Here is a 25171-nt window from a genome sequence, read left to right as displayed (position 1 = left end):
CCAGATTTGCCGGATAGCCATGCCGCATCAGAATCGAGTGCGACCTGTCTCAAGAAATCATGATCGGACATGGAGTTTGGGGCCCTCCCCGGAACCAAACTGGTCCCGCTCGGTTTAGGCGTTCAGAGGCCATATCGATTATGGCTTCTCAGGACCTGAGCAGACAAGGAGAACGAGATGCCTCGTGGTGGCAAGTCGGCTTATACCGACAAGCAGAAGCGCCAAGCCGAACATATCGAAGATTCCTATGAGAGCCGAGGCGTTTCCGAAAAAGAAGCCGAACGGCGCGCCTGGGCGACCGTCAACAAGGAGACTGGCGGCGGCAACAAGAGTGGCTCGGGGCGCGGTAAGGAGGATACCCATACATCCTCGAAGCTCGGCGGCAAGCGTGGCGGTGCCGCTTCTGCGGCCCGCCCGGCTGCAGCACGCTCTGCCTCAGCCAAGAAGGCCGCAGAGACCCGAAAGCGCAAGGCGAGTTGATCGAAGGACCGTCTCATTGTGATGTGGCCGATATCATGATCGGCCGCATCCGTACGGTCCAGGAAGTGAAATGCTGGCCGGTGGCTGACGACCGATTATTCACGGCTGCGCATAGGAACCTCGCTCAGTTCCCTTGGTTATCATTATTCGAAGGTGGCAAGGCTCGGCTCTATTAGCTCGCGCACCGGATTTTCTGCAGCCCTCCCTAATCCCTTCAGGAATCTGGGGAACAAGAATGGATGCATATTCACCTCTGAAAACGCCGGTTTCCTCCCGGCGCAAAACCACTTCTGGAACGCTTGACATCGTCCTCTCCGTCAACGGACGCGATCATAGGCTATCCGTCGATCCGAGAGTAACGCTGCTCGACGCTCTTCGGGAGCATCTGTCGCTCACCGGCTCCAAGAAGGGCTGCGATCATGGACAATGTGGCGCCTGCACCGTTCATGTGGACGGGCAGCGTGTTTTGTCCTGCTTGACGCTTGCCGCCACCGTCGAGGGCAAGGCCGTCACCACCATCGAAGGGCTGGCGCCTGACGAGGGAAGACTCCATCCCATGCAGCAGGCCTTCATGGATCACGATGCCTTCCAGTGCGGCTATTGCACGCCCGGCCAGATCATGTCCGCCGTCGCCTGCGTGACCGAGGGGTTGGCGGAAACGGATGATGATATTCGTGAATATATGAGCGGCAATCTCTGCCGTTGCGCTGCTTATCCGAATATCGTCGCAGCCGTCAGGCAGACCAGGGATGAGATGAAGGGAGAGCGTTCATGAGGCCCTTTGCTTATGAGCGCGCCCGCGATCTGGAAAGCGCAGTCAAAAGCGCCTCGGTTCAGGCTGATGCACATATCCGTGCTCCGATTCAATTTCTCGCCGGTGGCACGACCCTGCTCGATCTCATGAAGATCGACGTGATGAGCCCGGATCGGCTGATCGATATCAATCCTCTCGAAAAGTCGCTTTCCGAAATCACCCTTGATGGCAACGGGCTTCGCCTAGGGGCACTCGCCCGCATGAGTGCCGTAGCGCATCATCCCAATGTCGAGCGGGAGTATCCAGTGATCGCACAGGCCCTCAAGCTCGGGGCGAGCGCGCAATTGCGCAACATGGCAAGCCTTGGCGGAAACGTGCTGCAGCGAACCCGCTGCCATTATTTCCGGGACGTATCCTGGCAAGCCTGCAACAAGCGCGATCCCGGCAGCGGCTGTGCGGCCATGGAAGGAAGCAACCGTAATCATGCGGTGCTCGGCGTCAGCGATCACTGCATTGCGACCTATCCCGGAGATTTTGCGCAGGCTCTCATGGTGCTTGATGCCACCCTGCAGATCATGGGACCTGACGGCAAGCACAGCATGCCGTTCCATCAGCTCCACCGGCTTCCGGGCGATACGCCGCATATCGAGACCACGCTCAGGCCCGGCGAAATCATCACCGGATTCAACATCCCGGCAAGGCCTTGGGCGCGGCGTTCGCTTTATCTGAAGGTGCGTGACCGTGAATCCTATGAATTCGCCTTGGCATCTGCGGCCGTGGCTCTCGATCTCAAGGATGAGATGGTGCGCGATGTGAGGATCGCCCTCGGCGGCGTCGCCACCGTTCCTTGGCGCGCCGGAGAAGCAGAAGCTTTCCTCATGGGCAAAGCCCTCGATGAAGCCAATGCGACTGCCGCCGCTGAGGCCGCCTTCGCCTCCGCTCGAACGCATGCTCACAATGATTTCAAACCCGAGCTTGGGCGGAACACGATTGTCCGCGCCCTTCTTGCTGCGGCATCGCTGGAGGTCCGCTCATGAACGCTCCCACCCGAATTGAAGGCGGCATGATCGGAAAGCCGGTGCCGCGCATCGACGGCCGGCTGAAGGTGACGGGTGCTGCATGCTATCCTTCCGACGTGCCGCTCGAAGACATGGCCTATGCCTTCCTAGTCACAAGCTCGATTGCGCGTGGACGGATCAAGGAATTTCATCTTGAGGACGCGCAGGCGGTCGATGGGGTTCTCGACATTCTCACCTACGAGAATACCAAGGGAAAACTGCGCAAGGCACGTTTCTTCTCCAACGGGGGCCATGCGTCCACGACGATCATGCCGATGGATTCACCCAAGATCTGGCACGAGGGCCAGATCATTGCCATCGTCATTGCGGAAACCTATGAGGCGGCGCGCGAAGCGGCGTACAAGGTCCGGGTCGATTATGTGGAACGCAAGGCCACACCCGGATTTGACGAGCGCAGGCCGCAACCGCGCCAGATATCCAACCCGCTTTCGAGTTCAAATCCGAAGGTCGGCAATGCGGATAAAGCTTTCGAGGAAGCTGCCGTCAAGGTCGATGTCTATTACACGACGCCTACACAACACCATAACTCTATCGAGTTGTTCACGACGACCTGCGTCTGGTCCGGCGATCAGCTGACAGTCTACGAGCCGAGCCAGTATGTCTATGGGCTGAAAAACGGCGTTGCCAAACAGCTCGGCATCAATCCGGATAGGGTTCGTGCAGTATCGCCTTTCGTTGGTGGCGCTTTTGGGTCCAAAGCGGCAGTCACGCCGCGCACGGCCCTCATCGCACTTGCCGCCAAACGCCTCAACAGGCCGGTCAAACTCGTGGCGACGCGCGAGCAGGGATATACAGTGTCGAGCTATCGCGCGGAGACTCAGCATCATATGAAACTCGGTGCCGATCGAGCCGGCAAGCTGACATCCCTGTCGCATGAAGGCTGGGAGGTTTCCTCCCGTCCTGATTCCTACAAGGTCGCAGGTACGGAAACCACGTCTTTGCTTTACGCCTGCCCGAACGTTTATACCAAGGTCAATGTGGTACACGCGGATCGCAGTACGCCGGGATTCATGCGCTCGCCCCCTGAAGTGCCCTATATGTTCGCCCTGGAAAGCGCCATGGATGAGCTCGCCGTCGCGCTCGCCCTGGATCCGGTCGAACTTCGACGCATCAATGACACCAAGGTCAATCCGGTCAATCAGAAGCCTTATTCGAGTCGCTCCCTGATGGCCTGTTACGACAAGGCTGCCGAGGCTTTCGGCTGGTCGAAGCGCAAACCTGAACCGGGCTCGATGCAGGATGGCGACTGGCTCATCGGATGGGGCTGCGCGACAGCTTGCTATCCAACGAATGTCGCCCCTTCGGAAGCGCGTGTGACCCTCGCTCCGAACGGGACCGTGCGCGTTCAAACAGCAGGCCATGATATCGGTACTGGCGCCTATACGGCGATTGCCCTCACGGCGGCGGAGTTCCTTGGTGTTGCACTGGAAGACGTCAATGTCGAGTTGGGTGACAGCACTCTCCCGCCCGCGCCGGTTGCAGGAGGCTCCAATGCGACGGCAAGCATCTGCAATTCCGTCGCCGAGGCTTGCGAGGATATTCGGGAGCGTCTGGCGCAGGCGGCGGTGCACTCCGACGGCCCGATGCGGGGTGTCGATCCGGCCTCGATCCATTTGAGCCACGGCATGCTCGTCACAGATGAGGGAAAGAAGGAGCCGCTGAAGGATGCGCTCGCGCGTCTCGGTTTCGGGCCTGTCGAAGCGCATTCGAAATATACCCCTGAAGTGGCCTCGGGAGCGATCAAATTGCTGGGGCATACGTTGCTGTCCAAAGGGATACCCGTCATGACGCCCGGCACATCGGCCGGCGACCATGTTCAATATGCTCTCGGCGCCGAATTCGTGGAGGTGCGTATCCACAAGCGCACCCGCGAGATCCGCGTTCCGCGTCTTGTCGGAGCTTTTGCCGCCGGGCGCATCATCAGCCCGACGACAGCCCGCAGCCAGCTTCTCGGCGGCCTGATCTGGGGCGTTGGCTCGGCTCTTCACGAGGCAACGGAGATCGACAGACGTACGGCCCGTTATGTCAATGACGATCTTGCAGAATACCTGATCCCCGTGAATGCCGACATTCGCGATGTCGAAGTTATTTTCGTTCCGGAGGAGGACAGCAAGGTGAACGCGCTTGGCATCAAGGGCCTTGGAGAACTGGGCAATGTCGGCACCAACGCAGCTGTCGCCAACGCGGTCTACCATGCAACGGGGCGGCGAATCCGCGAACTGCCTATCAGGATCGAAGACCTTCTCTGAGGCAACATGATGGAATCAGCGTTGGAGATCGCCAAGGCTGACTGGCCGGATTTCGGACTGAGCGGCGATATGCGCCCGATGCTTGCGTCGGCGCTGCAAGCCGGTGAAGACGCGGTACTCGTTACACTTTACGGAGCGATCGGAGGCTCTCCGCGTGGTCTTGGGGCGCAGATGCTTGTCACGAGAAATAGCATCTCGGGCTATCTTTCCGGTGGGTGCATTGAGACGGATGTAACCCATCATGCGCTCGCTGTCTTGGGCGACGGTCAGCCGCGCCGATTGGTTTACGGGCAAGGTGGACCTGTCGATATTCGCCTGCCTTGTGGCGGGCGCCTAGAGCTGCTTGTCGAACGCGTTCGGGCCGATGATCAGGCGGCACATCGTCTACTCGAACTGTCAGCGCACCGCGAAACTGCCCTGTGGGTGAGCGATGGAAATATCCGTACGTGCCTATCGCAGGCGGGATCCTCGTACGACCTGGGCGACATTTTCCAGTCAGCCTGTTTCTCTGCCCGAAGCGCAGGAGAGAAAGCTGGCCAATACGCACAAAGCGAAGTCGTTTATCGCTGGTTCGAACCTCGCCAACGCTTAGTCGTTCTCGGGCATGATCCGACCGCTTTAGCCATGGCGACGCTGGCGCAACAGGTCGGCATGGAGGTGCTGCTCGTTCGGCCGAAGGGGCCCCCAACGCTGCCTCTTTTAGGGGTCCGTTATCTGCGCCAGACACCATCTAAGGCTCTGCAACGGATCGGACTGGATCCCTGGACGGCAGTGGCTGTAGCCATGCATCAGGAGGACGACGATCATGAAGCCCTTGTTGCCGCTCTTTCATCGAGAGCAGGCTATATCGGTCTTCTGGGCAGCAGCCGACGGCTCCCTCGAATATTTGCACACCTTGCAGAAGCGGGCATCTCGTCCGAAAACTTATCTCGTCTCAAAGCTCCCATCGGCTTGGATATTGGCGGATATGCGCCTTGGGAAATCGCAATCAGCGTGATTGCTGAAGTTATCCAGAGCGCCAATGCCGTCCGGGCAATGCAGTCGCTGCCGGACCAAGCGGCGGCCTGACCCGATGGAGCTTCATGCCCTCGTGCTGGCGGGTGGCGCAGGATCCCGGTTCGGCGGACGCAAGCTCCTCGCGCCCTGGAAAGGTGGAGTCCTTCTCAATGGAGCTCTTAAAACCGCCATTCACGCTCCTGTCAAAAGCGTAACGCTCGTTACCGGCGCAGATGCGGACGATGTTGCCGCAGCCGCACGCGCTTTCGTCGAGAGCTGCGATCAGCAAACCAGGCTGTGCATTGTCCATGCGTTCGATCACCATGAAGGTCTTGCCGCCTCCCTTCGCGCAGGTCTTGATGCGTTACCTGAAACGTCGGACGGCGCCTTCATTTTCCTCGGGGACATGCCGCTCATCCCAGCGACGATCCTCCCAGTCCTCGCCGATAGCCTGTCATCCCCCGGCATCCTGGCTGCCGCCCCCGTTCATGCAGGAAGGCGCGGGCATCCCGTGCTCATATCCCGTCTTGTGTTCTCCCAGATGGCAGCTCTCACGGGCGACGTTGGAGCCAGGAAAATTCTCGATCAGCTCGGCCCATCTGTTGCGGCGATCCCAACGGGAGATCCCGGTGTGCTTCTGGATATCGATGTCCCGGAGGATTTGGGAAGGGCTGGCGCAGATATGGATTTGCCTTCGAGGCCCGTCACATAGAGCGATCACGCAATTCGCGGTGAGTTTCCTTGTCGAATCCCGAGACTAGAAACAAAATACTATTTATCGTTATATGTTACGACGATGTAATCGCAGGCCCCATAAGGCCGGGAGTGTTTCCCATGCCATAGAGACTTCCGCTTTGCCTTGTGCGGCCCATTCGGCGCATGATATGCGGAAAGCACTATCAGAGACGGCAATCGGCTATCCCAAACCGAAAACGACGAATGCAGCAATGAGCTCCCTTGAGCATAAGGCCTGCGTTACGCTGAAGAGAGATGCGGGCTACACCCATCGTCTCGCCCATTCGGGGAGAGGGGCGCTATAACTCGACCTTCTATCCTAAACATCCTGTCATGGAGGACATGTTGCTCACAAGTTCCGCAGCCGGCGTCTATGTGATCTGCCCCACACCTTTTGATGATAGCGGGCGCCTGGATACTGCTTCGACCGACATCATGGTGGAAGCGTTTCTGAAGGCCGGCGCCACAGGCCTTACGATCCTCGGCATCATGGGCGAAGCGCCGAAGCTGGCCGCCGAAGAATCGCTGGCTTTCGCCAAGCAGGTCATCTCGACCGTTGCGGGGCGCGTGCCTGTGATCGTCGGCGTGTCGGCGGCCGGCTTTGCCGCCATGTCGGCGCTGTCCGCCAAGGTGATGAATGCTGGGGCCGCCGGCGTCATGATCGCACCGCCCTCGAATCTTCGGACCGACGATCAGATCGTGTCCTATTATGCCGATGCGGTCGAGGCCATCGGCCCGGATGTGCCTTTCGTCATTCAGGATTACCCGCTCGTGACGAATGTCGTCATGACGCCGAAGGTGATCATGCGGATCATCGAGCAGAATCCTTCCTGCGTCATGCTCAAGCATGAGGACTGGCCTGGCCTCGACAAGATCACGACCCTGCGCCGCGCCAGCGATGAGGGCCAGTCGCGCCGGGTGTCCATCCTTTGCGGCAATGGCGGCCTGTTCCTGCCATTCGAGGTGGAGCGCGGCGCCGACGGGGCGATGACGGGTTACGCTTATCCGGAAATGCTTGTCGGCGTCGTCAATCTCATCAAGCAGGGCAAGCGCAAGGAAGCTCATGATCTCTTCGATCGGCACCTACCGCTTGTGCGTTATGAAACACAGCCCAATCTCGGACTTGCCGTGCGCAAGTATGTCCTGAAGCGGCGCGGCATCATCGCGTCGGACACGCTGCGCAAGCCCGGTCCGAAACTGAGCCCGGAAACGATTGCCGATATCAATTGGATGATGGAGCGCATCGAGCGCTCGCAAGAGGGAGCCTGACATCATGGAAACAGGTCTAAAGGGGAAGCGTGCGCTCGTTCTCGGTGCAAGCAAAGGATTGGGCTTCGGCATCGCTCAGGGACTTGCGGAAGAGGGCGCTCGCGTCGCCATCGCAAGCCGCACCATGGAAGGCTCGAAGACGGCGGCCGACAAGATCGGCGCCCTTCCTTTCATCTGCGACACGGGCAAGCCTGATCAGATCGATGCGCTGGCCAAGGAAGTGACGGCCGCGCTCGGCGGGGTCGACATCCTCGTTCTGAACAGTGGCGGCCCGCCGCCCGGTAAGGCGCAGGGCGTTTCGTCCGAGCAATGGCGTAACTCGTTCGAGGCGATGTTCGTCAATCTCGTGCGTTTGGCGGATCACCTGTTGCCGGGCATGGTCGAACGCAAGTTTGGCCGCATCATCTCGGTGATCTCGTCGGGGGTGATTCAGCCGATCCCGAACCTTGCGATCTCCAACGCGATCCGGCCTGCGCTGGTCGGCTGGGGCAAGACCCTGGCCGCCGAGGTTGCCTCTTCCGGCGTAACCGTCAATGCCATCGCACCGGGCCGTATCGCCACCGACCGATTGAAGCAGCTCGATGCCGCCAATGCGGAGCGGACCGGCCGTTCTGTCGAGGACGTAGCGGCCGCCGCGCGTGCGGGCATCCCGGCCGGACGTTATGGAGAGATCGAGGAATTCGGCGCAGCGGCGGTCTTCCTTGCCAGTGAGAAGGCTGCCTTCGTGACAGGTTCGATCCTGCGCGTCGATGGCGGGCAGATTTCCTGCACCTGATGGCCATCAGCCAGGGTGGGGCAAACGAGACATCACCCTGGCTATACGTTACCCGGCCGCTGCCAATTTGCAGATATCCTTCGTCGTCAGCAAGTAAAGCGTCCTGGTCGGATAACGGATAGGCGAGGGCGCCCCCTGTCAACGCTCCATTCAGCGCTCAGTTGCCCGCAAGGTTTCGATATAGGCGCACCAAGAAAGATCCAAGAAAGTCCTACAAGGTGCCAGTCCTGCCGTCCATTGCCCGCGAGCACTAGGCGGCAGAACTGGCACAACGATTTTTCAAAGCTGACCCTCGACATCAACGAAGCCGTCGAGCAGGCTCCGGACAAGCGTGCAAAAGCCTGGGATCGCTCGACGTCTGCATCGCGCCTCGAGTGGACCGGAACAACCTCCGGGCTAGTCTCGGACAGCGTTATAGGCCGTATCGATTTTGATTAAGATCAAGGCAATGGAGCGGTGCCTCGTTAAGCTTCCGGCTGCGCATTCCTTTTCTAGGGTCTGTCCTGGAGGGTCAATTGCTTCATCGCATTACGCTTCACCTCGCTCGCTGTAGCGAATATCCGGAGGGCAGCGCGCGACATGGTTATGAGATCATCGCCCCGCTCGACCAGAATGGGCTGTTGGATCCTGTCGAGTGGCGCAGCAGGCGAAATCACTGTCGGGTACGACGGTTCTGGGGAAGCGACGTCGATCGGCACGGCATCCTTGTCCATCGCCCTGGCGGCTCCGGCGGGGCCACTTGGATGATTGACTATGATCCCAACCGCAGCAGCGATGATGAAGCAGGGTATCGGCTCAGCAAACATCGCTTCATTCCCGGGGAATATGTCTCCATCCAGGATGAGGATGACAAGCTCCATACTTTTCAGGTCGTGACGGTTCAGGAAGTCAAACTGGCCGGAACAGCGCCGGGCGCCTGACGATGTTGCGCGCGGTCGTTCTCTGTTTCGTGACCATGATGAGTCATACGTCCTTCTCTCAAGAAGGGCGCATACAACGTGGATTCATTTTTGCGCAGACCAACTGCTCCCAGTGCCATGCCATCGGGCGCTACGGCGAGAGCCCCCTGGCGGAAGCGCCGCCGTTCCGGACATTGCAGGCTCGATATCCGGTGGAGGACTTGGCTGAGGCCTTTGCGGAAGGAATTACCACGGGCCATCCTTCGATGCCGGAATTCCAACTCGACGCCGCCCAGATCAATGATCTGATCGCTTATCTCAAGTCGATTCAGTAACGGGGGCTCAGGCAAGGCAGGGATGAAGTCACGGCCCCTTCCGCTACACCTTGATACTCGCACCAATATGCCGGTTCTCCCCCTCTCAATAGGAGAGAAGGAGTGGAACAGGGCAGTTTTTCAGCATCGACTGGGTCACGCCGCCAAGCACCAGCTGTCGCAACCGGGAATGGACGAAGGAGCCCATGACGAGCATGTCTGCCTTGAGCAGAAGCGCCTGGGATCGGAGTGTTTCGGCGGCATCCCCGTTCGAAGCGACCAGATCCTTGACGGTACAGTTGACGCCATGGCGGGAAAGATGGGGCGCGAGCTCTGCACCGTGGACGGATCTGGAAATATCCTTCTCACCCAGAACGCCGAGGATTTCCACGTGCTCGGCGGTCTTCAGGAAGGGAAGCGCATCATTCACCGCGCGAGCCGCCTTGGCGCTACCGTCCCAAGCCACGATGATCGTCCTTGCGCGAAACGTATCGATGCTTTGTGGAATGACGAGCAGGGGTCTTCCGCCATTGAAGAGAGGTTCTTCAAGCAGGCCGCGTCTCAGGCTCAGGGCGTCCGGCTCGGCGCCGAAAATCGTAACGTCATGAATCCGGGCCCGTTTGGTGAAGGAGATCGTCAGGATTGAATAATGTTCCTGAACCACTTCGGCAGAGCATGATAATCCCTGGGCAAGGGCATCCTGGCGAACCTGCTCGGCGGCGGCATGGGCCGCTTCGCGAAGGCGGCGGTTCTCGTCGGCCACGAGGCCCGCTGCGACGCTACTGACGAAAGCGTGAGTTAGCGTCATTTCCAGCGACAGAGCGCAAATGGACGCGTGCGCTTCGGCCTGCCGTGCCAGAGAGAGACCATATCGAAGTGCATGAGAGGGCATCTCCTGCTCGGGAGAGAAGCCGATCAATATGTTCTTGATGTCTTGAACCGTCATGCCTGTCTCCTTGATTGAGCTTCATTCAAGGGGGCCATTAGTCCAGTTTATTCTATCCTGTCTTTGATTCTACTCAAAGATTTTGAAAAAATGCCCATAGGATCAGCCGCGATGGGCCACGAGGCCGCCGCTCACAAGCTTTGTCCAGATTTCCTCGGCGCTTTCGGCAAACTGCAAGAGATCCTGGTCGATGGGATCGACCATTCCACTTTCCACAAGGGCGTCGAAATTGATGACGCTGCGCCAATATGCTTCGTCGAAGAGAACGATTGGCAGAGCTGGAGCCTTGCCGGTCTGGCGCAGGTTTAGGATCTCGAACATTTCGTCCAGAGTGCCGAATCCGCCCGGAAAAACCACGAGGGCGTTCGCCCGCATGGCCAGATGCATCTTACGCATCGCGAAATAATGAAACCGGAAGGTAAGTTCCGGCGTGGAATATGCGTTCGGCCCCTGTTCTTTCGGCAAGGTGATATTGAAGCCGATTGAGGGAGCCCCGACATCCGCAGCCCCTCTATTGGCGGCTTCCATCAAGCCCGGTCCCCCGCCCGTTGCGATCACATTGTCACGGATGCCGTTTCCCTCCGCCATCGCGCCGCCCCGCATCGAGGCGATGGCACCGAAAGAACGCGCCTCGCCATACCAGAAGGCCTGCCGTCCTGGCCCGTGCTCCTGAACGCGGGCGCTTCCGAAAACCACGATGGTGGAGCGCACGCCCCAGGAACGCAGATATTGTTCCGGTTTGGCATATTCCAGCTCGAACCGAACGCCGCGCATCGAGTCGCCCAGGAGGAAATCCTGGTCAAGGGCGGGAAGCCGATACGACGGCGACGCGAGCTGCGCTGCGTTCGATGGCTTGTCTTCCTTCATGGACTGAAACTCCTTGCAGAGGCCCGATTTTGTCCTCTCCCCTGGCAATGGGCCCTGTCGCATATCGTTTTGGGATGCAGTCATGAAAGAGCGAATTCCCGACGCCATGCGTCGAGATCGTCGAGTGAGACGTTCGAGCCACAAAGCACGAGGCCAATGACGGCATCCTCCGGCAGGGACGGCGCGATTTGCACTGCCGCGGTGAGAACGCAAGCTGCGGCCGGCTCGCACAGCAGCTTTTCCGTCTGAAGAAGCCAGTTCAGATCCGCGATCGCCGGCTTGTCTTCCACCAGAACCACTTGCTTCAGAAACTGTTTTGCAGCCGCGAGGGTACGTTTCGTGACGAAGGGGGCTCCAAGGGTGCGTGCAATCGACGTAGCGCGGATCGTTACGGGCTCGTTCGCCTTCAACGCCTCGGTCATGGTCGGTGCGCCCACCGTTTCAACACCGTATACCGTCAGGTCCGGACGCTTTGCCTTCAATGCTGCCGCAGCGCCGGCCATGAACCCGCCGCCGCCGATCGATACGAAGACATGCGTGAGGTCAGGCACATCTTCCAGAAACTCAAGGCCGAGCGTGCCGTGCCCGGCGATGATCGCCGGATCGTCATAGGGATGGACGAACAGCATACCTTTGCCGGCATAGGCTTCTGCCTTGGCAAAAGCCTCGGCCGCATCATCGCAGAGTTCGATACGGGCACCGAACTTCGTCGTCAGGTCGACGTTGAAGCGCGGTGTCACCTTCGGCATCAGAACAAGCGCATCGATCCCGAGCGTTCCAGCCACCTTCGCCACGGCGATGGCATGATTGCCACCCGAGACAGTCACAAGACCGCGCCTGCGTTCGGCGTCGTTCAAGGTCATGACCTTGTTGAATACACCGCGTACCTTGAACGAGCCGGCTATCTGCAGTGCCTCCAGCTTTATGGCCGTACGGCGGCCAAGGCGGGCAGATATGTCCGGGCTCCCGAAGGCCGGTGTTCGCCTTATGCGTCCCGCAATGCGGCGTTGAGCAGCCTCGATATCGGCGAGTGTCACATCGAAAGAAGTCATGGAAGAGTCCTTGTCAGGCGAGCGCGATGCACTCGATCTCGATCAGCATATCGTTCGGCAGCCGCCCGATCTCGACGGTTGAGCGCGCTGGAAAGGGGGGGGCAAAAGTAGAGGCATAGACCTCGTTCATGGCGGTGAAATGATCGAGATTCGTGAGGAAAACGGTGGTCTTCACGACCTTGTCGAGAGAGCTCCCCGCCGCATCCAGAACAGCCGCTATATTAGCAAGAACGGCTTGGGTCTGAGCCTTGATATCACCCTTTCCGACCAGGGCGCCGTTCCTGTCGAGGGGCAATTGACCCGCGACGAAAACCAGGCCGCCAGCCTTCGTGGCCTGGGAGTAGGGCCCAAGAGGGCGCAGGGCATGGGGGGTGAGAATTGTATCGAATGTCATGATTTGAATCGGGGAATTGCCCGATCATGCCGGGATGAGGAGGCTTCCGTCAATTGATCCAATGGACTTTGCGCGCATCCAATTGCTGCTTGACCTCTTGCCGTGCGGGGCTGGATGCTGGCTCAGATTGAAGGAGCCTGCTCGATGTCCCTGTCCTCTCGCGAAATGCTTGCGCGCCTGGTCGCCTTCCCGAGCGTTTCGACCGTCAGTAATCTCGACATCATTCATTTTTCCCGAGATTGGCTGAAAAGCCATGGGATTGAAAGTCATCTCGTGCACAGTCCCGAAGGCGACAAGGCCAATCTCTACGCAACCATCGGGCCGCGTGTGGAGGGTGGCGTCGTACTCTCAGGGCATACCGATGTGGTTCCCGTCGAAGGGCAAGCCTGGACGAGCGATCCTTGGACCCTGACAGAGCGGGGTGGCCGCCTCTACGGGCGCGGGACGACGGATATGAAGGGGTTCGATGCGCTCGCTCTTGCCCTCGTTCCTGAGATGGTGCAGGCGGGTTTGAAGCGCCCGATTCATATCGCATTGTCCTACGACGAGGAGCTGGCCTGCCGGGGCGCCCCATCGATGGTACGCGCCATGGCGGAGACGATCCCGACGCCTGCAGCGGTGGTTGTCGGCGAACCGACGCGCCATGCCGTTGTGACGGGCCACAAGGCATCCGTTCAGCTGCGCACCCATGTGAAGGGATATGCCGTCCATTCCAGCCGCATCGATAAAGGCGTCAGCGCCGTCATGAACGCCGCCCGTCTCGTCGTATGGCTGGAGGACGCGATGGAAAAAAATCGGCGGGCAGCCGATCTCAATAATCCCTTTGAGCCACCCTATACCACGCTCCATTGCGGCATGATGGAAGGTGGTAATGCGGCGAACATTGTTGCGTCATCGGCGTGGTTCTACACGGATGTCCGAGCGATTCCGACGGAAAGTCCAATGGATTATCTGGAGCAGTACAAGGCCTACATCGCCGAGGTAATCGAGCCGCGCATGAAAGCGGTCCTTCCCGAGACCGGGATCGTTGTGGAGCTGGTCTCCGACGTTCCGGGCTTGCGTCCGGAGGAGGACGGATCGGCGGAACGTCTCATGCGGCGGCTGACCGGCGATAATGGAACGCATGTGGTCGCCTATGGGACGGAAGCCGGGCTTTTCCAGAAAAACGGCTGGTCGACCGTGGTCTGCGGGCCGGGCGACATCGCCCAGGCGCACCAACCTGACGAGTATATCGAAGTGAGTGAATTCGAGGCCGGAGAGCGCCTCCTGCGTCGCCTCATCGCCGACCTTGCCGCCTGATCGAGCGGCCGTGCAGCTAAAATATAGGGCTAGACCATGAGGCCATTCCCTGTCTAACCTCGGCGCCCGAGGAGGCAATAACCGTGAAAAGCGGGGCTTCCGGCTAGAAAAACATCGCGCAACGACGCGGGACTTCCAGTGGAGAACAACGAAAGATGACCATCCGAACCAAAGTTCTTGCGGCCGCGGCCGCAGCCTTCCTTGTCGGCACGGCCTTGCCGGCGATGGCTGTGACCCTCCGTTATGCCAACCAGGGCGACCTCAAGTCGCTCGATCCCTACACCCTCAACGAAACGACCACGAACGCTCATCTTGGTCATATCTATGAGGGTCTGACGAAGCGCGGCAAGGATCTTGCGGTCCAGCCGGGGCTTGCCGAAAAATGGGAAGTGAGCAGCGACGGTCTGACCTGGCGGTTCTTCCTGCGCAAGGGAGTCAAGTTCCACAACGGCAATCCCTTCACCGCCGACGATGTGGTCTTCTCCGCCAAGCGTGTCAGGGCCGAGGGGTCCAATTTCCAGACCCGTGTGCCGACCGATGCCGAGTTCGTGAAAGTCGACGATTACACGGTCGATGTGAAGCTCAAGACGCCGAACCCGATCCTGAACTACCAGTGGGATACCTGGTACATCATGGATAAGGAATGGGCCGAGGCGAACAACACCGCCGGGCCGACACCGGCCGCCGCGACTTCGCCGAGCTATTCTGCGCTTAATGCAAACGGCACGGGCCCGTTCAAGATCGAGAGCCACCAGCCCGGCGTCAAAACGGTGTTCAAGAAGAACACGGATTGGTGGGGCAAAGCCGAGCACAATCTCGATGAAATCGTCTTCACCCCAATCAAGTCGGATGCGACCCGCGTTGCGGCTCTCCTGTCGGGCGAGGTGGATGTCATCGAACCGGTTCCGTTGCAGGATATCCAGCGTGTCAACAGCAGCGCGAATGCCCAGGTCCTCACGGGGCCGGAGTTGCGTACCATCTTTCTGGGCTTCGATCAGACCCGAGACGAATTGTTGTTCTCCAACGTGAAGGGCAAGAACCCATTCAAGGATGCCAAGGTTCGTGAAGCCTTCTTCAAGGCAATCGACATCGAGACAATCAAGTCGCGGGTCATGCGGGGACTTTCTACGCCATCGGCGCTCATGATCGCGCCGGAGCTCTTCACGTTCTCCAAGGACTTCCAGCGTCCGAAATATGATCCGGACGGCGCCAAGAAGCTTCTGGCAGAGGCCGGATATCCAAACGGCTTCGAGGTCGGCATGGATTGCCCGAACGATCGTTACGTCAATGACGAGGCGATCTGCCAAGCCGTCGTCGGCATGCTGGCTCGCGTCGGGGTGAAGATCAACCTCATGGCGCAGCCCAAGGCGCAGTATTTCGCCAAGGTGTTGAAGTCCGGGAACTATCAGACGTCATTCTACCTTCTCGGCTGGACCCCGGGCACTTTCGACAGCCACAATGTGTTGTTCGACATTGAAGGTTGCCGCGACAATCCGAGCTCGTCGCGTGGCGAGTCGAATCTCGGCAATTACTGCAACAAGAAGCATGACGAGTTGACGGACAAGATTCTCGTCGAGAACGACAAGGCCAAGCGCGATCAGTTGATCAAGGAAGCTTTCCAGCTCACGGCCAGCGAATATGGCTACATTCCCTTGCATCAGCAGTCGCTGGCCTGGGGCGTATCGAAGAAGGTCAAGCTCAGCCAGCGTGCCGATAACTCGGTACTGCTCTATTGGGCGCAGAAAGAGTAACGCCGTCTGATCCGCAAGCTCCCGGATACCGCGTCAGCGGTATCCGGGATGCCCTCCTCGAATGTGCCTGAACGGGACATGTCCTGCCACGTGGCATAGCTGGATCATGGGTTCGCTTTATGCTTGCTTTTATTATTCGTCGCGCTTTTCAGGCCCTTGGTGTCTTGTTAGCCGTCGGAATCATCGCTTTTTCGATGTTTCGTTTTGCCGGAGACCCGGTGAACCAGATCGTGTCGCTTGACACGCCTGCCGCGCAGCGCGAGGAAGTGCGCCGTTCGCTTGGCCTCAATGATCCGGTCCCCCTTCAGTTCGCCCGTTACCTCGTGCGCGCCGCTCAAGGGGATTTCGGCGTTTCCTATCAGTTTCGCCAGCCTGTTTCGGATCTCCTTGCTGAGCGCATGCCTGCGACTCTCGAGCTGGCTTTCTGCGCGACCGTTTTCGCCATCGTGTTTGGAATCCTGATGGGGGTCTATTCAGGCCTGAGGCGGGAAAGCATGCTCGCCAAGCTCTTTCAAACCATTTCCCTCATCGGGATTTCTCTGCCGACATTTTTGATCGGCATTTTGCTGATCTACCTCTTTGCTGTGACGTTAGGATGGCTGCCCTCCTATGGGCGTGGAGATACCGTTCGCATCGGCTGGTGGTCAACCGGGTTTCTAACAGGGTCGGGCCTGATGGCCCTGATCATGCCTTCCATCACACTCGGCCTGTTCCAGATGACCCTGATCATGCGCATCGTGCGCGCGGAGATGCTGGAGGTGCTACGGACCGACTACATCAAGTTCGCCCGCGCACGTGGATTGACGACACGCGCCATCCACTTCGGACATGCGCTCAAGAACACTCTTATCCCCGTCATCACCATCGTAGGCCTTCAGCTCGGCTCCGTGATCGCCTTCTCGATCATTACGGAAACCGTTTTCCAATGGCCGGGAATGGGGCTTCTGTTCGTGCAGGCCGTGCAAAATGTCGATATTCCGATCATGGCGGCCTATCTCATGCTTGTGGCGTTGATCTTCGTGATCATCAATCTCGCCGTTGATATTCTCTATACCGTGGTCGACCCGCGCCTGCGCGCGACCATCCGACAGCCGGCTTGAGGGAGATGCACGTGACGGATTCCTCGCAAGTGTCTTCCGCCGTAAAGACCGAATATGTTTCTTGGGCGGAGCGGTTTTTCGATAGTGATATCTGGGCCAGTTTCAAGCGCTCAAAATTGACCATGGTGGCTGCCTTGCTGACCGCCATCTTCCTGATTGCTGCGATCCTGGCAGGCGTCCTCTCGCCGCAGAACCCTTTTGATCCCGCGCAGCTCGAATTACTGAACAGCCGTCTGCCTCCTCTCTGGGAGGCCGAAGGGCAAGTCCCCTTCGTCCTTGGCACGGACGAACAAGGGCGGGATATCTTCTCTGCCATTCTCTACGGTTTGCGGGTCTCGCTTCTCGTCGGTTTTCTCGGAGTCGCCTTCTCGGCGGCACTCGGCATCACGCTCGGTCTTGTGGCCGGATATTTTGGTGGCGTAATCGACACCATCATCATGCGTATCGCCGATGTGCAGCTCACCTTCCCGGCCATCCTGATTGCGCTTCTTGTCGATGGTGTCGTGAAATCCATTCTGGGCAGCGGTCTCGATGCAGCCACCATTCTTTCCGTTCTCGTCTTTTCCATCGGACTGAGTTTTTGGGTGCAGTATGCCCGCACCGTTCGGGGCTCGGTTCTGGTCGAAAAGAACAAGGATTATATCGCAGCGGCAAAGCTCATCGGCCTGCCGGCGCCTGTCATCATGCTCAAGCACATTCTGCCGAATGTGACAGGGCCCGTTCTCGTCATTGCGACCATCAACCTTGCCCTGGCGATTATCACCGAAGCGACTCTGTCCTTCCTAGGAACAGGCATGCCCGAGACGATGCCCTCGCTTGGAACGCTGATCCGGATCGGCAACAATTACCTGTTTTCCGGTGAATGGTGGATTGTCGCTTTTCCCGGGTTTTCCCTTGCCGTGCTGGTGTTGGCCATCAACCTGTTGGGGGATTGGTTGCGCGATGCGCTCAATCCGAAACTGCGATGAAGGGAGAGAAAAACATGATCCGACCCGTTCTCTCCGTCCGCGATCTCAAGGTCGAGTTTGTCACCAGACGCGGCAATCTCAAGGCGATCGATGGCATCTCCTTCGATATTGCACGAGGTGAAGTTCTCGGCGTGGTTGGTGAATCCGGTGCCGGAAAGTCGGTGACGGGCTCTGCCGTGATTGGCCTTATCGATCCTCCCGGCCGCCTCGCCGGTGGGGAAATCCTGCTCTCGGGGCAGCGTATCGACAATCTTCCACCCCAGGAAATGCGCAGGATCCGCGGCAAGCGGATCGGCATGATCTTTCAGGATCCGTTGACGAGCCTCAACCCCCTTTATCGCATCGGTGAGCAGCTAGTCGAGACGATCCGTACCCATACGAGCTTGACGGCATCGGGGGCTCGCAAGCGCGCCATCGATCTTTTGGCTGAGGTTGGCATCCCTGCACCAGAGCGACGGGTCGACAGCTATCCGCATGAGTTTTCCGGCGGGATGCGTCAGCGTGTCGTCATCGCACTCGCCCTTTGCGCAGAGCCTGAACTCATCATCGCGGACGAACCGACGACGGCACTCGACGTTTCGGTTCAGGCGCAGATCATATCTCTATTGAAGCGTCTCGGGCGCGAGCATGGCACGGCCATCATGCTTGTTACGCACGACATGGGTGTCATCGCTGAGACAGCGGACCGGGTTGCAGTCATGTATGCGGGGCGCATCGTAGAGATCGGCCCGGTGCAGGAAGTGGTGCAGCATCCACTTCATCCTTATGCGAGGGGCCTGATGGGCGCCATACCTTCGCTCCAGAGTGATACGAATAGACTCGAGCAGATTCCGGGTGCCATGCCCCGGCTTTCCGCCATCCCTTCCGGGTGCTCCTTCACTCCGCGTTGCTCCTTCGCGTTCGATAGGTGCCGCGTGGAACGTCCGGAGGCAATTGCGCGCGACATTCATCCCGTCGCCTGCCACCTCTACGATCAGGCTCCCGCTAAAGCTGAGGTTGTTGCGTGACAGAAAAACCTTACGCCGAGATCAAGAACCTTCGTCGCGTCTTCGATGTCTCAAAGCCTTGGCTCAACCGTGTCCTCGAGGGGGGTGAGAAGCAAATCCTGAAGGCCGTCGACGGTGTTTCGTTCGATATCGCCAAAGGCGAAACCTTCGCTTTGGTAGGGGAATCGGGTTCTGGAAAATCGACGGTCGCGCGCATGGTCGTCGGCCTCCTTCCCCCAAGTGAGGGGAGTGTGACGATCGACGGCGTGCCGATGGTAGGCCGTGCGGCGTCCGGCGAACGTCAGCGGTTGCGGCGGCGCATCCAGATGATCTTTCAGGACCCCTATGCCAGTCTCAATCCACGTTGGCGAGTAATGGATATCGTGGCGGAACCTGTCCGCGCCTTCAGGCTCATTGACGACGAGAGCGGTGTTCGCGCGCGCGTCGGCGAGCTTCTGTCATTAGTGGGCTTGCATCCCGCCGATGGAGTCAAGTTCCCGCACGAATTTTCAGGCGGCCAGCGTCAACGGATCGCGATTGCCCGTGCTCTTGCCTCCAATGCCGAGTTCATTGTCTGTGATGAGCCAACATCCGCACTCGATGTTTCCGTGCAGGCGCAGATTCTCAATCTGATGCGCGACCTGCAGGATCAATTCGGACTGACTTACCTCTTCATCAGCCACAATCTCGCCGTAGTGCGACATATGGCGACCCGTATCGGCGTCATGTATCTCGGGCGTATCGTGGAGATTTCGGGCGGACGTGAGCTCTTTTCCAATCCGAAGCATCCCTATACGCACATGCTTCTGGATGCGGTGCCCGATATGGGCATGACTGGCCGGCAGAGGGTCCCGGTCAGTGGCGAAATTCCAAATCCTATCACGCCGCCGACCGGATGCACTTTTAATCCCCGGTGTCCCTTCGCAACTGATCGCTGTCGAAAGGAGATTCCTCCTTTGATCGGAGGTGTCGCATGTTTCGCCGTTCAGGAGGGAAGGCTGGTATCCCCAGTTGCCGCCTAGATTAATGCAGATCGGTCTCGTGATTGCGAGAGAGCGGTTGAGTGACGCTCCAAAGTTCCAGATCGCACTCTGAGTCTCATGACAGATCATGGAGGGAAAGAGTTACCTTCCCTCCGTTTCCGGTATCAGTCCTATGCAGGTTGGACGAGATTGGCGAGAAGGCGAAACGCGCCTGGTACGAGCTTGTCGAGCTGATGGTGCAGCACGAGACTGACATGGGTATGCCGACCTTGGCCGATCTTGCCTGAAAGCAATCCACCTGAAAGAGAAGCTTCGCCCGGATCGCTTATGCCAATAAGCGGCACATAAGCATCGTCCCATCGCGAGGCGAAGTAGATTCCGCGTTCCTTGTCCCATCCCGCCCAGTCTTCCAGGCCAATCCTATTGGGACCGGCAAGGATGGAATGGTCCGGATCCAGAATGGCAACAGGCGCGTTCGGGTTTGTAACGCGCCAGCGCACGGATGGAGAACCGATTTCGATGTGTCTTGGCGGTGTCGTTGCTGGATCCCAACCGTCCGACGGCTTATGGTAAAGTGTCACCAGATGTCCGCCTTTATCGACGAAGCGGTGAAGGTTCGGGGTCGCGCTTGCGAGATCCTGCCGCCTGCCGAAGGCAAAGATGCCAACGACGATCGTCGTGAAGCGAGACAGATCCCCGCGAAGAGCTTCTGTATCCAACTCCGTGACAGGAAAGCCGAGCCGTGCAAGCCAAAGCCCGACCCGGTCGTTTCCACTGCCCACATAACCGATGCGCACCTCAAGGGGACGCTTCAAGTCGAGGGCAAGGATACTCAAGACTTCACGGCTGAGATACGCAGTTCGACCAATGTGAGGATACGCAATCAGGGTCGATCGATATGCCGGAAGTTCGTTGATGCTCGGCTCGATCCGATAAAGACCGGGTGCGCAATTGCTCGGCGGCTCGATGTTGACATGGTTGCCATCGTACGTGACTACCCAACCGGGAGGAGCAGTCCCAAATGTCACCAGATCTTGAGCCATGCTTCCTTCAATGCTGACCTTGGCGCTTAAGGTGCTGTCGGCGTTATCCACGCCGATTACGAAAACTTCAGGATCGATGGAAACGGAATGTTGGGGGGCGATACGAAGTGGCTCTTCCAGATCGACCAAGGCGCGAATTTTTTGCCCCTTCATCTCTGCTTCGACGGCAATCGCAACTTCGCCGTTTCCGCCGGCGGAGCTGTATCGTGGCGGATAAGGAGCCGTAAAGTAAGCGTCCTCCGCGACATCGAGTTCAAAACGGACAAGGTTTCCGGATATCGTTCTGCCGGAGACAGATATCTTGGATGAAAGGACGGGCTCGATAGCAATGTCTCCATCCAAGTTATCGACAGTGACATGCAGCACGGCCCTTTCGCCAGGAGCCGCGACAGCTGGTTCTGTCCACGCACGCACCTGGACGCCCCGCACTTCGAGTATAACGGCATCGAGTTCACGAAGTTTGTGTGTCAGGCGATGCTCGATCGCATCGCGAACCGCGCCGGAACATTCCGCGAGAGCACCGCTAATAGCGCGAGCGGCCGCAAGTGCGGCATCCAGAATACTTTGCGGATCAGGAAAGGCTGATTGCGCCCGCTTGATGTCGTGCTGTGCCGAGATGAGCAGATCCGAGGCCTTCGGAGAGAGCCCCTCCGATGACGCCAATGCACCAATGGTCGCATCCAGTCCGTCGAGGATGTCGTCTTCATGCTTTGCCGGGCCATTAGCCTTCGTGAGAAGGTGGAGCGGCCAGACCCGCTTGGGATTGTCCAACCAGATCCCCATGCCTTGAGAAAGATGAGCAGCGCGCGACCATTCGCCGATTCTGGCGAACGGCGTACCGGTTGCAAGGTCGTCGCCTGAAGCCCGAATGACGAGCGTCGGCTCCGGAGGAGGAACTTCGTCGTCATAAGTTGCTCCGCCGCCGGACCAGGCGGGAAGGTAGAACTTGGCAACGCGCCATGGCTTCAAGCCTTCGGCGAGGTGTTGAGGATAGGCATGAGGATCAGCTGCGCGTTCAACCGCAATTCTCGCAGCTCTCGTCATGGCCTGGTGATGGCCATGCTGGCCGGGCACATCGAGGAAAGTTGGAATGACGATATCCGGGCGCTCTTGCCGATAGGCGCGCACCAAGCGCTCGACGATGCGATCTTCGCCCCAACGAGCAAGCGTGTCGTCTCCGTTCTTCGAGAAGCCGAAATCGTGTACCGGGTCTTCCGGCCCATGCCCAAGCCAGACGACATCTGCATCGAGAATTTTTGCGGCAACTTCCATCTCTCGAGTACGGAGCACGCCGAGCGCTGCTCCGCGCTCGGGCCCGACGGCATTCTGGCCTCCTTCGCCGCGCGTCGAGCAGGCAACGATGACGCGCATGCCGAGACCGAAGCGCAGGGCGGCAAGCATGCCGTTTGCTTCATCATCCGGATGGGCACCGGTGTTCATAACGGTGAGAACGGATGATAACCTTTCGAGCTTGCGATGAAGCCGCACAAGAGCTGGATCGGCTATCTCTCTTGCGATGCGCTCATGGTGTCGCAACATGCAAACATCCTCTCGTGTATGGGTTATCATCCACTCGCTTTGGCGGGAGCCGTATCGAGCTTTGGCGTCATGGTTTCGAGAAGCGGCAGGGCGGCGGCGCCTAGCGCTGCGGTCAGAAGGCCGGTCGTTCCCTGGATAACGCGCGGCACCATCCGCTGGCGACGGCTCGCGACAGATAGAGGCAGCGGGTTCAGAGCCTTGATCAAGTCACTGAGAAGTGCATCCGGCAAAGCGCCGCCGAAGATGACACTCTCAGGATCGAGAAGATTTTCGAGCATCCCGACGACGGGAGACAGATGGGCGGCTGCCTCGTTGATCCATTCGCGCAGGATTGGATGTTGCGCTGCATGAAGCGTCTCGAGATCTGTTGGACTCTGATAGACAATCCCTTCCGCCGCCATGCGCTCCTTAAGAGTATGGAGGGAGGCGTAGCGCTCGAGACAGCCGCGATTGCCGCAGGCGCATGGCTTGCCGCCCGGCGTGACGATGAAGTGACCGATCTCACCGGCATTGCCGAAGGCGCCGCGCAAAGGACGTCCGTCGGTGACGATGCCAAGGCCAAGACCCGCGCCGAAATAGACGAGGCAGAAATTCTTGAGGTTTCTTGCAACGCCATGCAGGCGCTCGCCGACAGCGGCAGCTGTCGCGTCATTCTCGACCAGAATGGGCTTGCCTGTCGCTGCGCTCAGCAATGCCGACGCATCCAGGCCCGACCATCCGGGCAGCGTTGTCGGCCCCACCGAGCTCATTCCGTCGATCTCAAACGGCCCCGGCATCACGACACCGATCCCGAGCAATCTTTCGGATGAGCCGGGAACAGAATTGCAGACTTTGTCGATCTCTACTTTAAGGAGAGGAATGATGTGATCCGGATGTGTATCCTCTAGGGGAATCGTTTGATGGGTGCGGACGCGGCCGGTAAGGTCGACGAGAACCGTAACGAGGTGGTCGGCTGCGATCTCAATGCCGACAGTCATGCCGCCATCGGGATTGACCGCGACTTGAATCGGCGGAAGGCCACGCCCTGAACGCAGCCTTCCGCGTTCAAGCAGGAGCCCTTCCGCGAGAAGTTCGCCGACGATGTTGGAAACAGCTTGCGGCGTCAGGTGTGCCAAGCGCGCGATAGCCGTCCTACCGAGAGGCCCATGCAGGCGCACGGCATCCAGCACAACTCGGCGATTATGCATGCGGTTGCGCTCGGGATTATTGCCGATTGCAACTTTCGATGGCGGCAAGGGCTTCTGTCGCGGCATCTGAAATCTATCTCCCGCCCAGACGATGCCCAGGACCTGCGAATAACTCAAGTGAATTATTTTATTGACAGCATCCTTTCGCCAAGCGAGCTTGTTTCGATGAGCGGGTTCGGTCGCGCTCTGGACAATGGGAACTTTCGCCAAGCCGGGAAAAACCAATCGGCTGGCAAAATGGAGGGTCGTTCATGCGCTTACGAAAAATGATCGCTGGTCTTGCCTTCGGCTTCAGCTTCCTGGCTGCTAACGCCGCAAGCGCCGTCGAGATCGAATATTGGCAGTATGTCTTCGACACTCGCGTCAAGGCCATGGATCAGCTGATCCAGAAATTCCAGGCGGCCAATCCTGATATCAAGGTGAAGCACACGACCTTCCCTTATGCGGAGTATCAGACCAAGGTTGCCGCGGCCGTTACCGCCGGCCAGGGTCCGGATGTGGTGCAACTCTTCTACGGGTGGGTTGACGGCTTCCTGGCAGGCAAGCTCATCCAGCCTCTGCCTAAAGATGCGTTTCCGCATGAAAAGATCGAGGCAGAATTCTTCCCGATCGTCACCGCCATGAAGCGCAACGGCGAATATTACGGCCTGCCGACGGCGGTTCGTTCCCTCGCGTTGTTCTATAACAAGAAGGCATTCCAGGCCGCCGGACTCGATCCGAACAAGCCGCCGCAGACAATCGAAGAATTCGTTGCCGCCGCTGAAAAGACCGTGAAGCGTGATGCTGCCGGCAACATTCTCTCCGAAGGCTTTGCCATGGATATGGCCGGCCAGGATCATCAATGGTGGCGCGAGGTTCTTATCCGTCAGAACGGTGGTGTTCCCTACACCAACAACGACCGCAAGGTTGCGTATGACGATGAAGCCGGCCTGAAGGCACTGCAATTCTATGTGGACCTCCAGAAGAAGCAAAAGGTCGGTCAGGTCGGCTTCATGGATGAGGCGCAGGCCGCCTTCAAAGGTGGTCTGGCCGCGATGACGATCGACGGCACGTTCCGCCTTGGTGCGTTTTCTTCGATCAAAACGTTCGAGTGGGGCGTGACGGAGCTCCCCGCAGCGAACGGCGTGCGCAGCAACTACGCGAGCTATTTCGCCAATGCCATCACCAGCAGGGTAACGGGCGAAAAGCTCGAGGCGGCGAAGAAGTTCCTGACCTATGTCAGCTCGCCTGAGGCGATGGAGCTGTGGATGCAGACGGTCGGTGAACTCCCAGCCCGGCGTTCGGCTGCCTTGACGCAGGCCAACCTGGCTCACCCAATCTACGGTCCCTTCCTCAAAGGCCTTGAATATGCGCACACCACTCTTTTTGTGGACGAGGCCGCTCAGCGTCAGGTCGCCATCGACATGGTCAATCGCGTTCTGATCCAAAATCAGGATCCGAAGGCGTCACTCGCCGAGGCGGCGAAGGCGGAGCAGGCGATCATCGATCGCGCCGCGAAGTGAGGAT

General features: G+C 58.8%; 23 protein-coding genes. 17 read left to right on the top strand and 6 right to left on the bottom strand.

The features are described 5' to 3' along the window. Window positions 1-177 precede the first annotated feature (177 nt). From AB4Y97_RS09220 to AB4Y97_RS09175, 10 genes are all read left to right on the top strand, one after another. Window positions 178-480, top strand: a complete 303-nt coding sequence (locus AB4Y97_RS09220) for a plasmid stabilization protein (protein WP_441998738.1) — start codon at window positions 178-180, stop codon at window positions 478-480. A gap of 235 nt (window positions 481-715) precedes the next feature. Beyond that, a complete protein-coding gene (locus AB4Y97_RS09215; RefSeq protein WP_441998737.1) occupies window positions 716-1255 on the top strand; it encodes a (2Fe-2S)-binding protein in 540 nt (179 codons plus the stop codon). Then, window positions 1252-2271: an FAD binding domain-containing protein gene (locus tag AB4Y97_RS09210; RefSeq protein ID WP_441998736.1), complete on the top strand. Its 1020-nt coding sequence runs from the start codon at window positions 1252-1254 to the stop codon at window positions 2269-2271. Before AB4Y97_RS09215 ends, AB4Y97_RS09210 begins: the two co-directional genes overlap by 4 nt. Next, entirely contained in the window at window positions 2268-4562 is a 2295-nt protein-coding gene (locus AB4Y97_RS09205; protein WP_441998735.1) for a xanthine dehydrogenase family protein molybdopterin-binding subunit, read from the top strand. Before AB4Y97_RS09210 ends, AB4Y97_RS09205 begins: the two co-directional genes overlap by 4 nt. A gap of 21 nt (window positions 4563-4583) precedes the next feature. Then, window positions 4584-5630 carry an XdhC family protein gene (locus AB4Y97_RS09200; protein WP_441998734.1) on the top strand — a complete coding sequence of 349 codons (1047 nt, stop codon included), beginning with the start codon at window positions 4584-4586 and terminating at the stop codon, window positions 5628-5630. A 4-nt stretch (window positions 5631-5634) separates the two neighbouring features. Further along, window positions 5635-6270, top strand: coding sequence for a nucleotidyltransferase family protein (locus AB4Y97_RS09195; RefSeq protein ID WP_441998733.1), 636 nt, complete (start codon window positions 5635-5637; stop codon window positions 6268-6270). Between the two features lie 365 nt (window positions 6271-6635). Beyond that, window positions 6636-7562 carry a dihydrodipicolinate synthase family protein gene (locus tag AB4Y97_RS09190; RefSeq protein ID WP_441998732.1) on the top strand — a complete coding sequence of 309 codons (927 nt, stop codon included), beginning with the start codon at window positions 6636-6638 and terminating at the stop codon, window positions 7560-7562. A 4-nt stretch (window positions 7563-7566) separates the two neighbouring features. Continuing rightward, window positions 7567-8337, top strand: coding sequence for an SDR family oxidoreductase (locus AB4Y97_RS09185; RefSeq protein ID WP_441998731.1), 771 nt, complete (start codon window positions 7567-7569; stop codon window positions 8335-8337). A gap of 515 nt (window positions 8338-8852) precedes the next feature. Next, window positions 8853-9257, top strand: a complete 405-nt coding sequence (locus AB4Y97_RS09180; RefSeq protein ID WP_441998730.1) for a hypothetical protein — start codon at window positions 8853-8855, stop codon at window positions 9255-9257. Window positions 9258-9292: 35 nt separating this feature from the next. Beyond that, window positions 9293-9571 carry a c-type cytochrome gene (locus AB4Y97_RS09175; RefSeq protein WP_441998886.1) on the top strand — a complete coding sequence of 93 codons (279 nt, stop codon included), beginning with the start codon at window positions 9293-9295 and terminating at the stop codon, window positions 9569-9571. Between the two features lie 85 nt (window positions 9572-9656). Here the strand turns inward: AB4Y97_RS09175 and AB4Y97_RS09170 are convergent, their stop codons facing one another. The 4 genes from AB4Y97_RS09170 to AB4Y97_RS09155 all read right to left on the bottom strand — a co-directional run bounded on the left by AB4Y97_RS09170 (window position 9657) and on the right by AB4Y97_RS09155 (window position 12809). Beyond that, window positions 9657-10496 (bottom strand): universal stress protein, encoded by an 840-nt coding sequence (locus AB4Y97_RS09170; protein WP_441998729.1) that lies wholly within the window; start codon window positions 10494-10496, stop codon window positions 9657-9659. Window positions 10497-10598: 102 nt separating this feature from the next. Continuing rightward, the gene (locus tag AB4Y97_RS09165; protein WP_441998728.1) at window positions 10599-11363 is read right to left on the bottom strand and encodes an LOG family protein; all 765 of its coding nucleotides are present in this window, start codon (window positions 11361-11363) and stop codon (window positions 10599-10601) included. 80 nt (window positions 11364-11443) lie between these two features. Continuing rightward, window positions 11444-12415, bottom strand: a complete 972-nt coding sequence (locus AB4Y97_RS09160; protein WP_441998727.1) for a threonine ammonia-lyase — start codon at window positions 12413-12415, stop codon at window positions 11444-11446. A gap of 13 nt (window positions 12416-12428) precedes the next feature. After that, window positions 12429-12809, bottom strand: coding sequence for a RidA family protein (locus AB4Y97_RS09155; protein WP_441998726.1), 381 nt, complete (start codon window positions 12807-12809; stop codon window positions 12429-12431). Between the two features lie 144 nt (window positions 12810-12953). Here AB4Y97_RS09155 and argE point away from each other — a divergent pair, with 144 nt between their 5' ends. From argE to AB4Y97_RS09125, 6 genes are all read left to right on the top strand, one after another. Next, window positions 12954-14108, top strand: coding sequence for an acetylornithine deacetylase (argE, locus tag AB4Y97_RS09150; protein WP_441998725.1), 1155 nt, complete (start codon window positions 12954-12956; stop codon window positions 14106-14108). Between the two features lie 155 nt (window positions 14109-14263). Continuing rightward, window positions 14264-15859 carry an ABC transporter substrate-binding protein gene (locus AB4Y97_RS09145; protein WP_441998724.1) on the top strand — a complete coding sequence of 532 codons (1596 nt, stop codon included), beginning with the start codon at window positions 14264-14266 and terminating at the stop codon, window positions 15857-15859. 119 nt (window positions 15860-15978) lie between these two features. After that, window positions 15979-16959, top strand: a complete 981-nt coding sequence (locus tag AB4Y97_RS09140) for an ABC transporter permease (protein WP_441998723.1) — start codon at window positions 15979-15981, stop codon at window positions 16957-16959. 5 nt (window positions 16960-16964) lie between these two features. Further along, window positions 16965-17927, top strand: a complete 963-nt coding sequence (locus AB4Y97_RS09135; protein ID WP_441998722.1) for an ABC transporter permease — start codon at window positions 16965-16967, stop codon at window positions 17925-17927. A 14-nt stretch (window positions 17928-17941) separates the two neighbouring features. Further along, window positions 17942-18934, top strand: coding sequence for an ABC transporter ATP-binding protein (locus AB4Y97_RS09130; RefSeq protein ID WP_441998721.1), 993 nt, complete (start codon window positions 17942-17944; stop codon window positions 18932-18934). Further along, window positions 18931-19935, top strand: coding sequence for an ABC transporter ATP-binding protein (locus AB4Y97_RS09125; protein WP_441998720.1), 1005 nt, complete (start codon window positions 18931-18933; stop codon window positions 19933-19935). The genes AB4Y97_RS09130 and AB4Y97_RS09125 overlap by 4 nt, the downstream gene beginning before the upstream one ends. Before the next feature lie 131 nt (window positions 19936-20066). On the opposite strand, the gene AB4Y97_RS09120 is transcribed toward AB4Y97_RS09125, so the two are convergent. Then, window positions 20067-22478 carry a PIG-L family deacetylase gene (locus AB4Y97_RS09120; protein WP_441998719.1) on the bottom strand — a complete coding sequence of 804 codons (2412 nt, stop codon included), beginning with the start codon at window positions 22476-22478 and terminating at the stop codon, window positions 20067-20069. 26 nt (window positions 22479-22504) lie between these two features. Next, window positions 22505-23731 (bottom strand): ROK family protein, encoded by a 1227-nt coding sequence (locus AB4Y97_RS09115; RefSeq protein ID WP_441998718.1) that lies wholly within the window; start codon window positions 23729-23731, stop codon window positions 22505-22507. A 185-nt stretch (window positions 23732-23916) separates the two neighbouring features. On the opposite strand from AB4Y97_RS09115, the gene AB4Y97_RS09110 reads away from it, so the two are divergent. Next, complete coding sequence (locus AB4Y97_RS09110; protein WP_441998717.1) at window positions 23917-25167, top strand: extracellular solute-binding protein; 1251 nt, start codon at window positions 23917-23919, stop codon at window positions 25165-25167. The last annotated feature ends 4 nt before the right edge of the window (window positions 25168-25171 follow it).

This window comes from Microvirga sp. 2TAF3, assembly GCF_052114965.1.
Taxonomy (GTDB): Bacteria; Pseudomonadota; Alphaproteobacteria; order Rhizobiales; family Beijerinckiaceae; genus Microvirga.
This window is presented reverse-complemented; position numbering and strand designations above follow the sequence as displayed.

What these genes read in the sequence shown, in the direction of transcription:
- AB4Y97_RS09220 (WP_441998738.1), top strand. Translation starts at nt 178, where the DNA reads ATGCCTCGTGGTGGCAAGTCGGCTTATACCGACAAGCAGAAGCGCCAA.
- AB4Y97_RS09215 (WP_441998737.1), top strand. Translation starts at nt 716, where the DNA reads ATGGATGCATATTCACCTCTGAAAACGCCGGTTTCCTCCCGGCGCAAA.
- AB4Y97_RS09210 (WP_441998736.1), top strand. Translation starts at nt 1,252, where the DNA reads ATGAGGCCCTTTGCTTATGAGCGCGCCCGCGATCTGGAAAGCGCAGTC.
- AB4Y97_RS09205 (WP_441998735.1), top strand. Translation starts at nt 2,268, where the DNA reads ATGAACGCTCCCACCCGAATTGAAGGCGGCATGATCGGAAAGCCGGTG.
- AB4Y97_RS09195 (WP_441998733.1), top strand. Translation starts at nt 5,635, where the DNA reads ATGGAGCTTCATGCCCTCGTGCTGGCGGGTGGCGCAGGATCCCGGTTC.
- AB4Y97_RS09190 (WP_441998732.1), top strand. Translation starts at nt 6,636, where the DNA reads ATGTTGCTCACAAGTTCCGCAGCCGGCGTCTATGTGATCTGCCCCACA.
- AB4Y97_RS09185 (WP_441998731.1), top strand. Translation starts at nt 7,567, where the DNA reads ATGGAAACAGGTCTAAAGGGGAAGCGTGCGCTCGTTCTCGGTGCAAGC.
- AB4Y97_RS09175 (WP_441998886.1), top strand. Translation starts at nt 9,293, where the DNA reads ATGATGAGTCATACGTCCTTCTCTCAAGAAGGGCGCATACAACGTGGA.
- AB4Y97_RS09170 (WP_441998729.1), bottom strand. Translation starts at nt 10,496, where the DNA reads ATGACGGTTCAAGACATCAAGAACATATTGATCGGCTTCTCTCCCGAG.
- AB4Y97_RS09165 (WP_441998728.1), bottom strand. Translation starts at nt 11,363, where the DNA reads ATGAAGGAAGACAAGCCATCGAACGCAGCGCAGCTCGCGTCGCCGTCG.
- AB4Y97_RS09160 (WP_441998727.1), bottom strand. Translation starts at nt 12,415, where the DNA reads ATGACTTCTTTCGATGTGACACTCGCCGATATCGAGGCTGCTCAACGC.
- AB4Y97_RS09155 (WP_441998726.1), bottom strand. Translation starts at nt 12,809, where the DNA reads ATGACATTCGATACAATTCTCACCCCCCATGCCCTGCGCCCTCTTGGG.
- argE (WP_441998725.1), top strand. Translation starts at nt 12,954, where the DNA reads ATGTCCCTGTCCTCTCGCGAAATGCTTGCGCGCCTGGTCGCCTTCCCG.
- AB4Y97_RS09145 (WP_441998724.1), top strand. Translation starts at nt 14,264, where the DNA reads ATGACCATCCGAACCAAAGTTCTTGCGGCCGCGGCCGCAGCCTTCCTT.
- AB4Y97_RS09140 (WP_441998723.1), top strand. Translation starts at nt 15,979, where the DNA reads ATGCTTGCTTTTATTATTCGTCGCGCTTTTCAGGCCCTTGGTGTCTTG.
- AB4Y97_RS09135 (WP_441998722.1), top strand. Translation starts at nt 16,965, where the DNA reads ATGCACGTGACGGATTCCTCGCAAGTGTCTTCCGCCGTAAAGACCGAA.
- AB4Y97_RS09130 (WP_441998721.1), top strand. Translation starts at nt 17,942, where the DNA reads ATGATCCGACCCGTTCTCTCCGTCCGCGATCTCAAGGTCGAGTTTGTC.
- AB4Y97_RS09120 (WP_441998719.1), bottom strand. Translation starts at nt 22,478, where the DNA reads ATGTTGCGACACCATGAGCGCATCGCAAGAGAGATAGCCGATCCAGCT.
- AB4Y97_RS09115 (WP_441998718.1), bottom strand. Translation starts at nt 23,731, where the DNA reads ATGCCGCGACAGAAGCCCTTGCCGCCATCGAAAGTTGCAATCGGCAAT.
- AB4Y97_RS09110 (WP_441998717.1), top strand. Translation starts at nt 23,917, where the DNA reads ATGCGCTTACGAAAAATGATCGCTGGTCTTGCCTTCGGCTTCAGCTTC.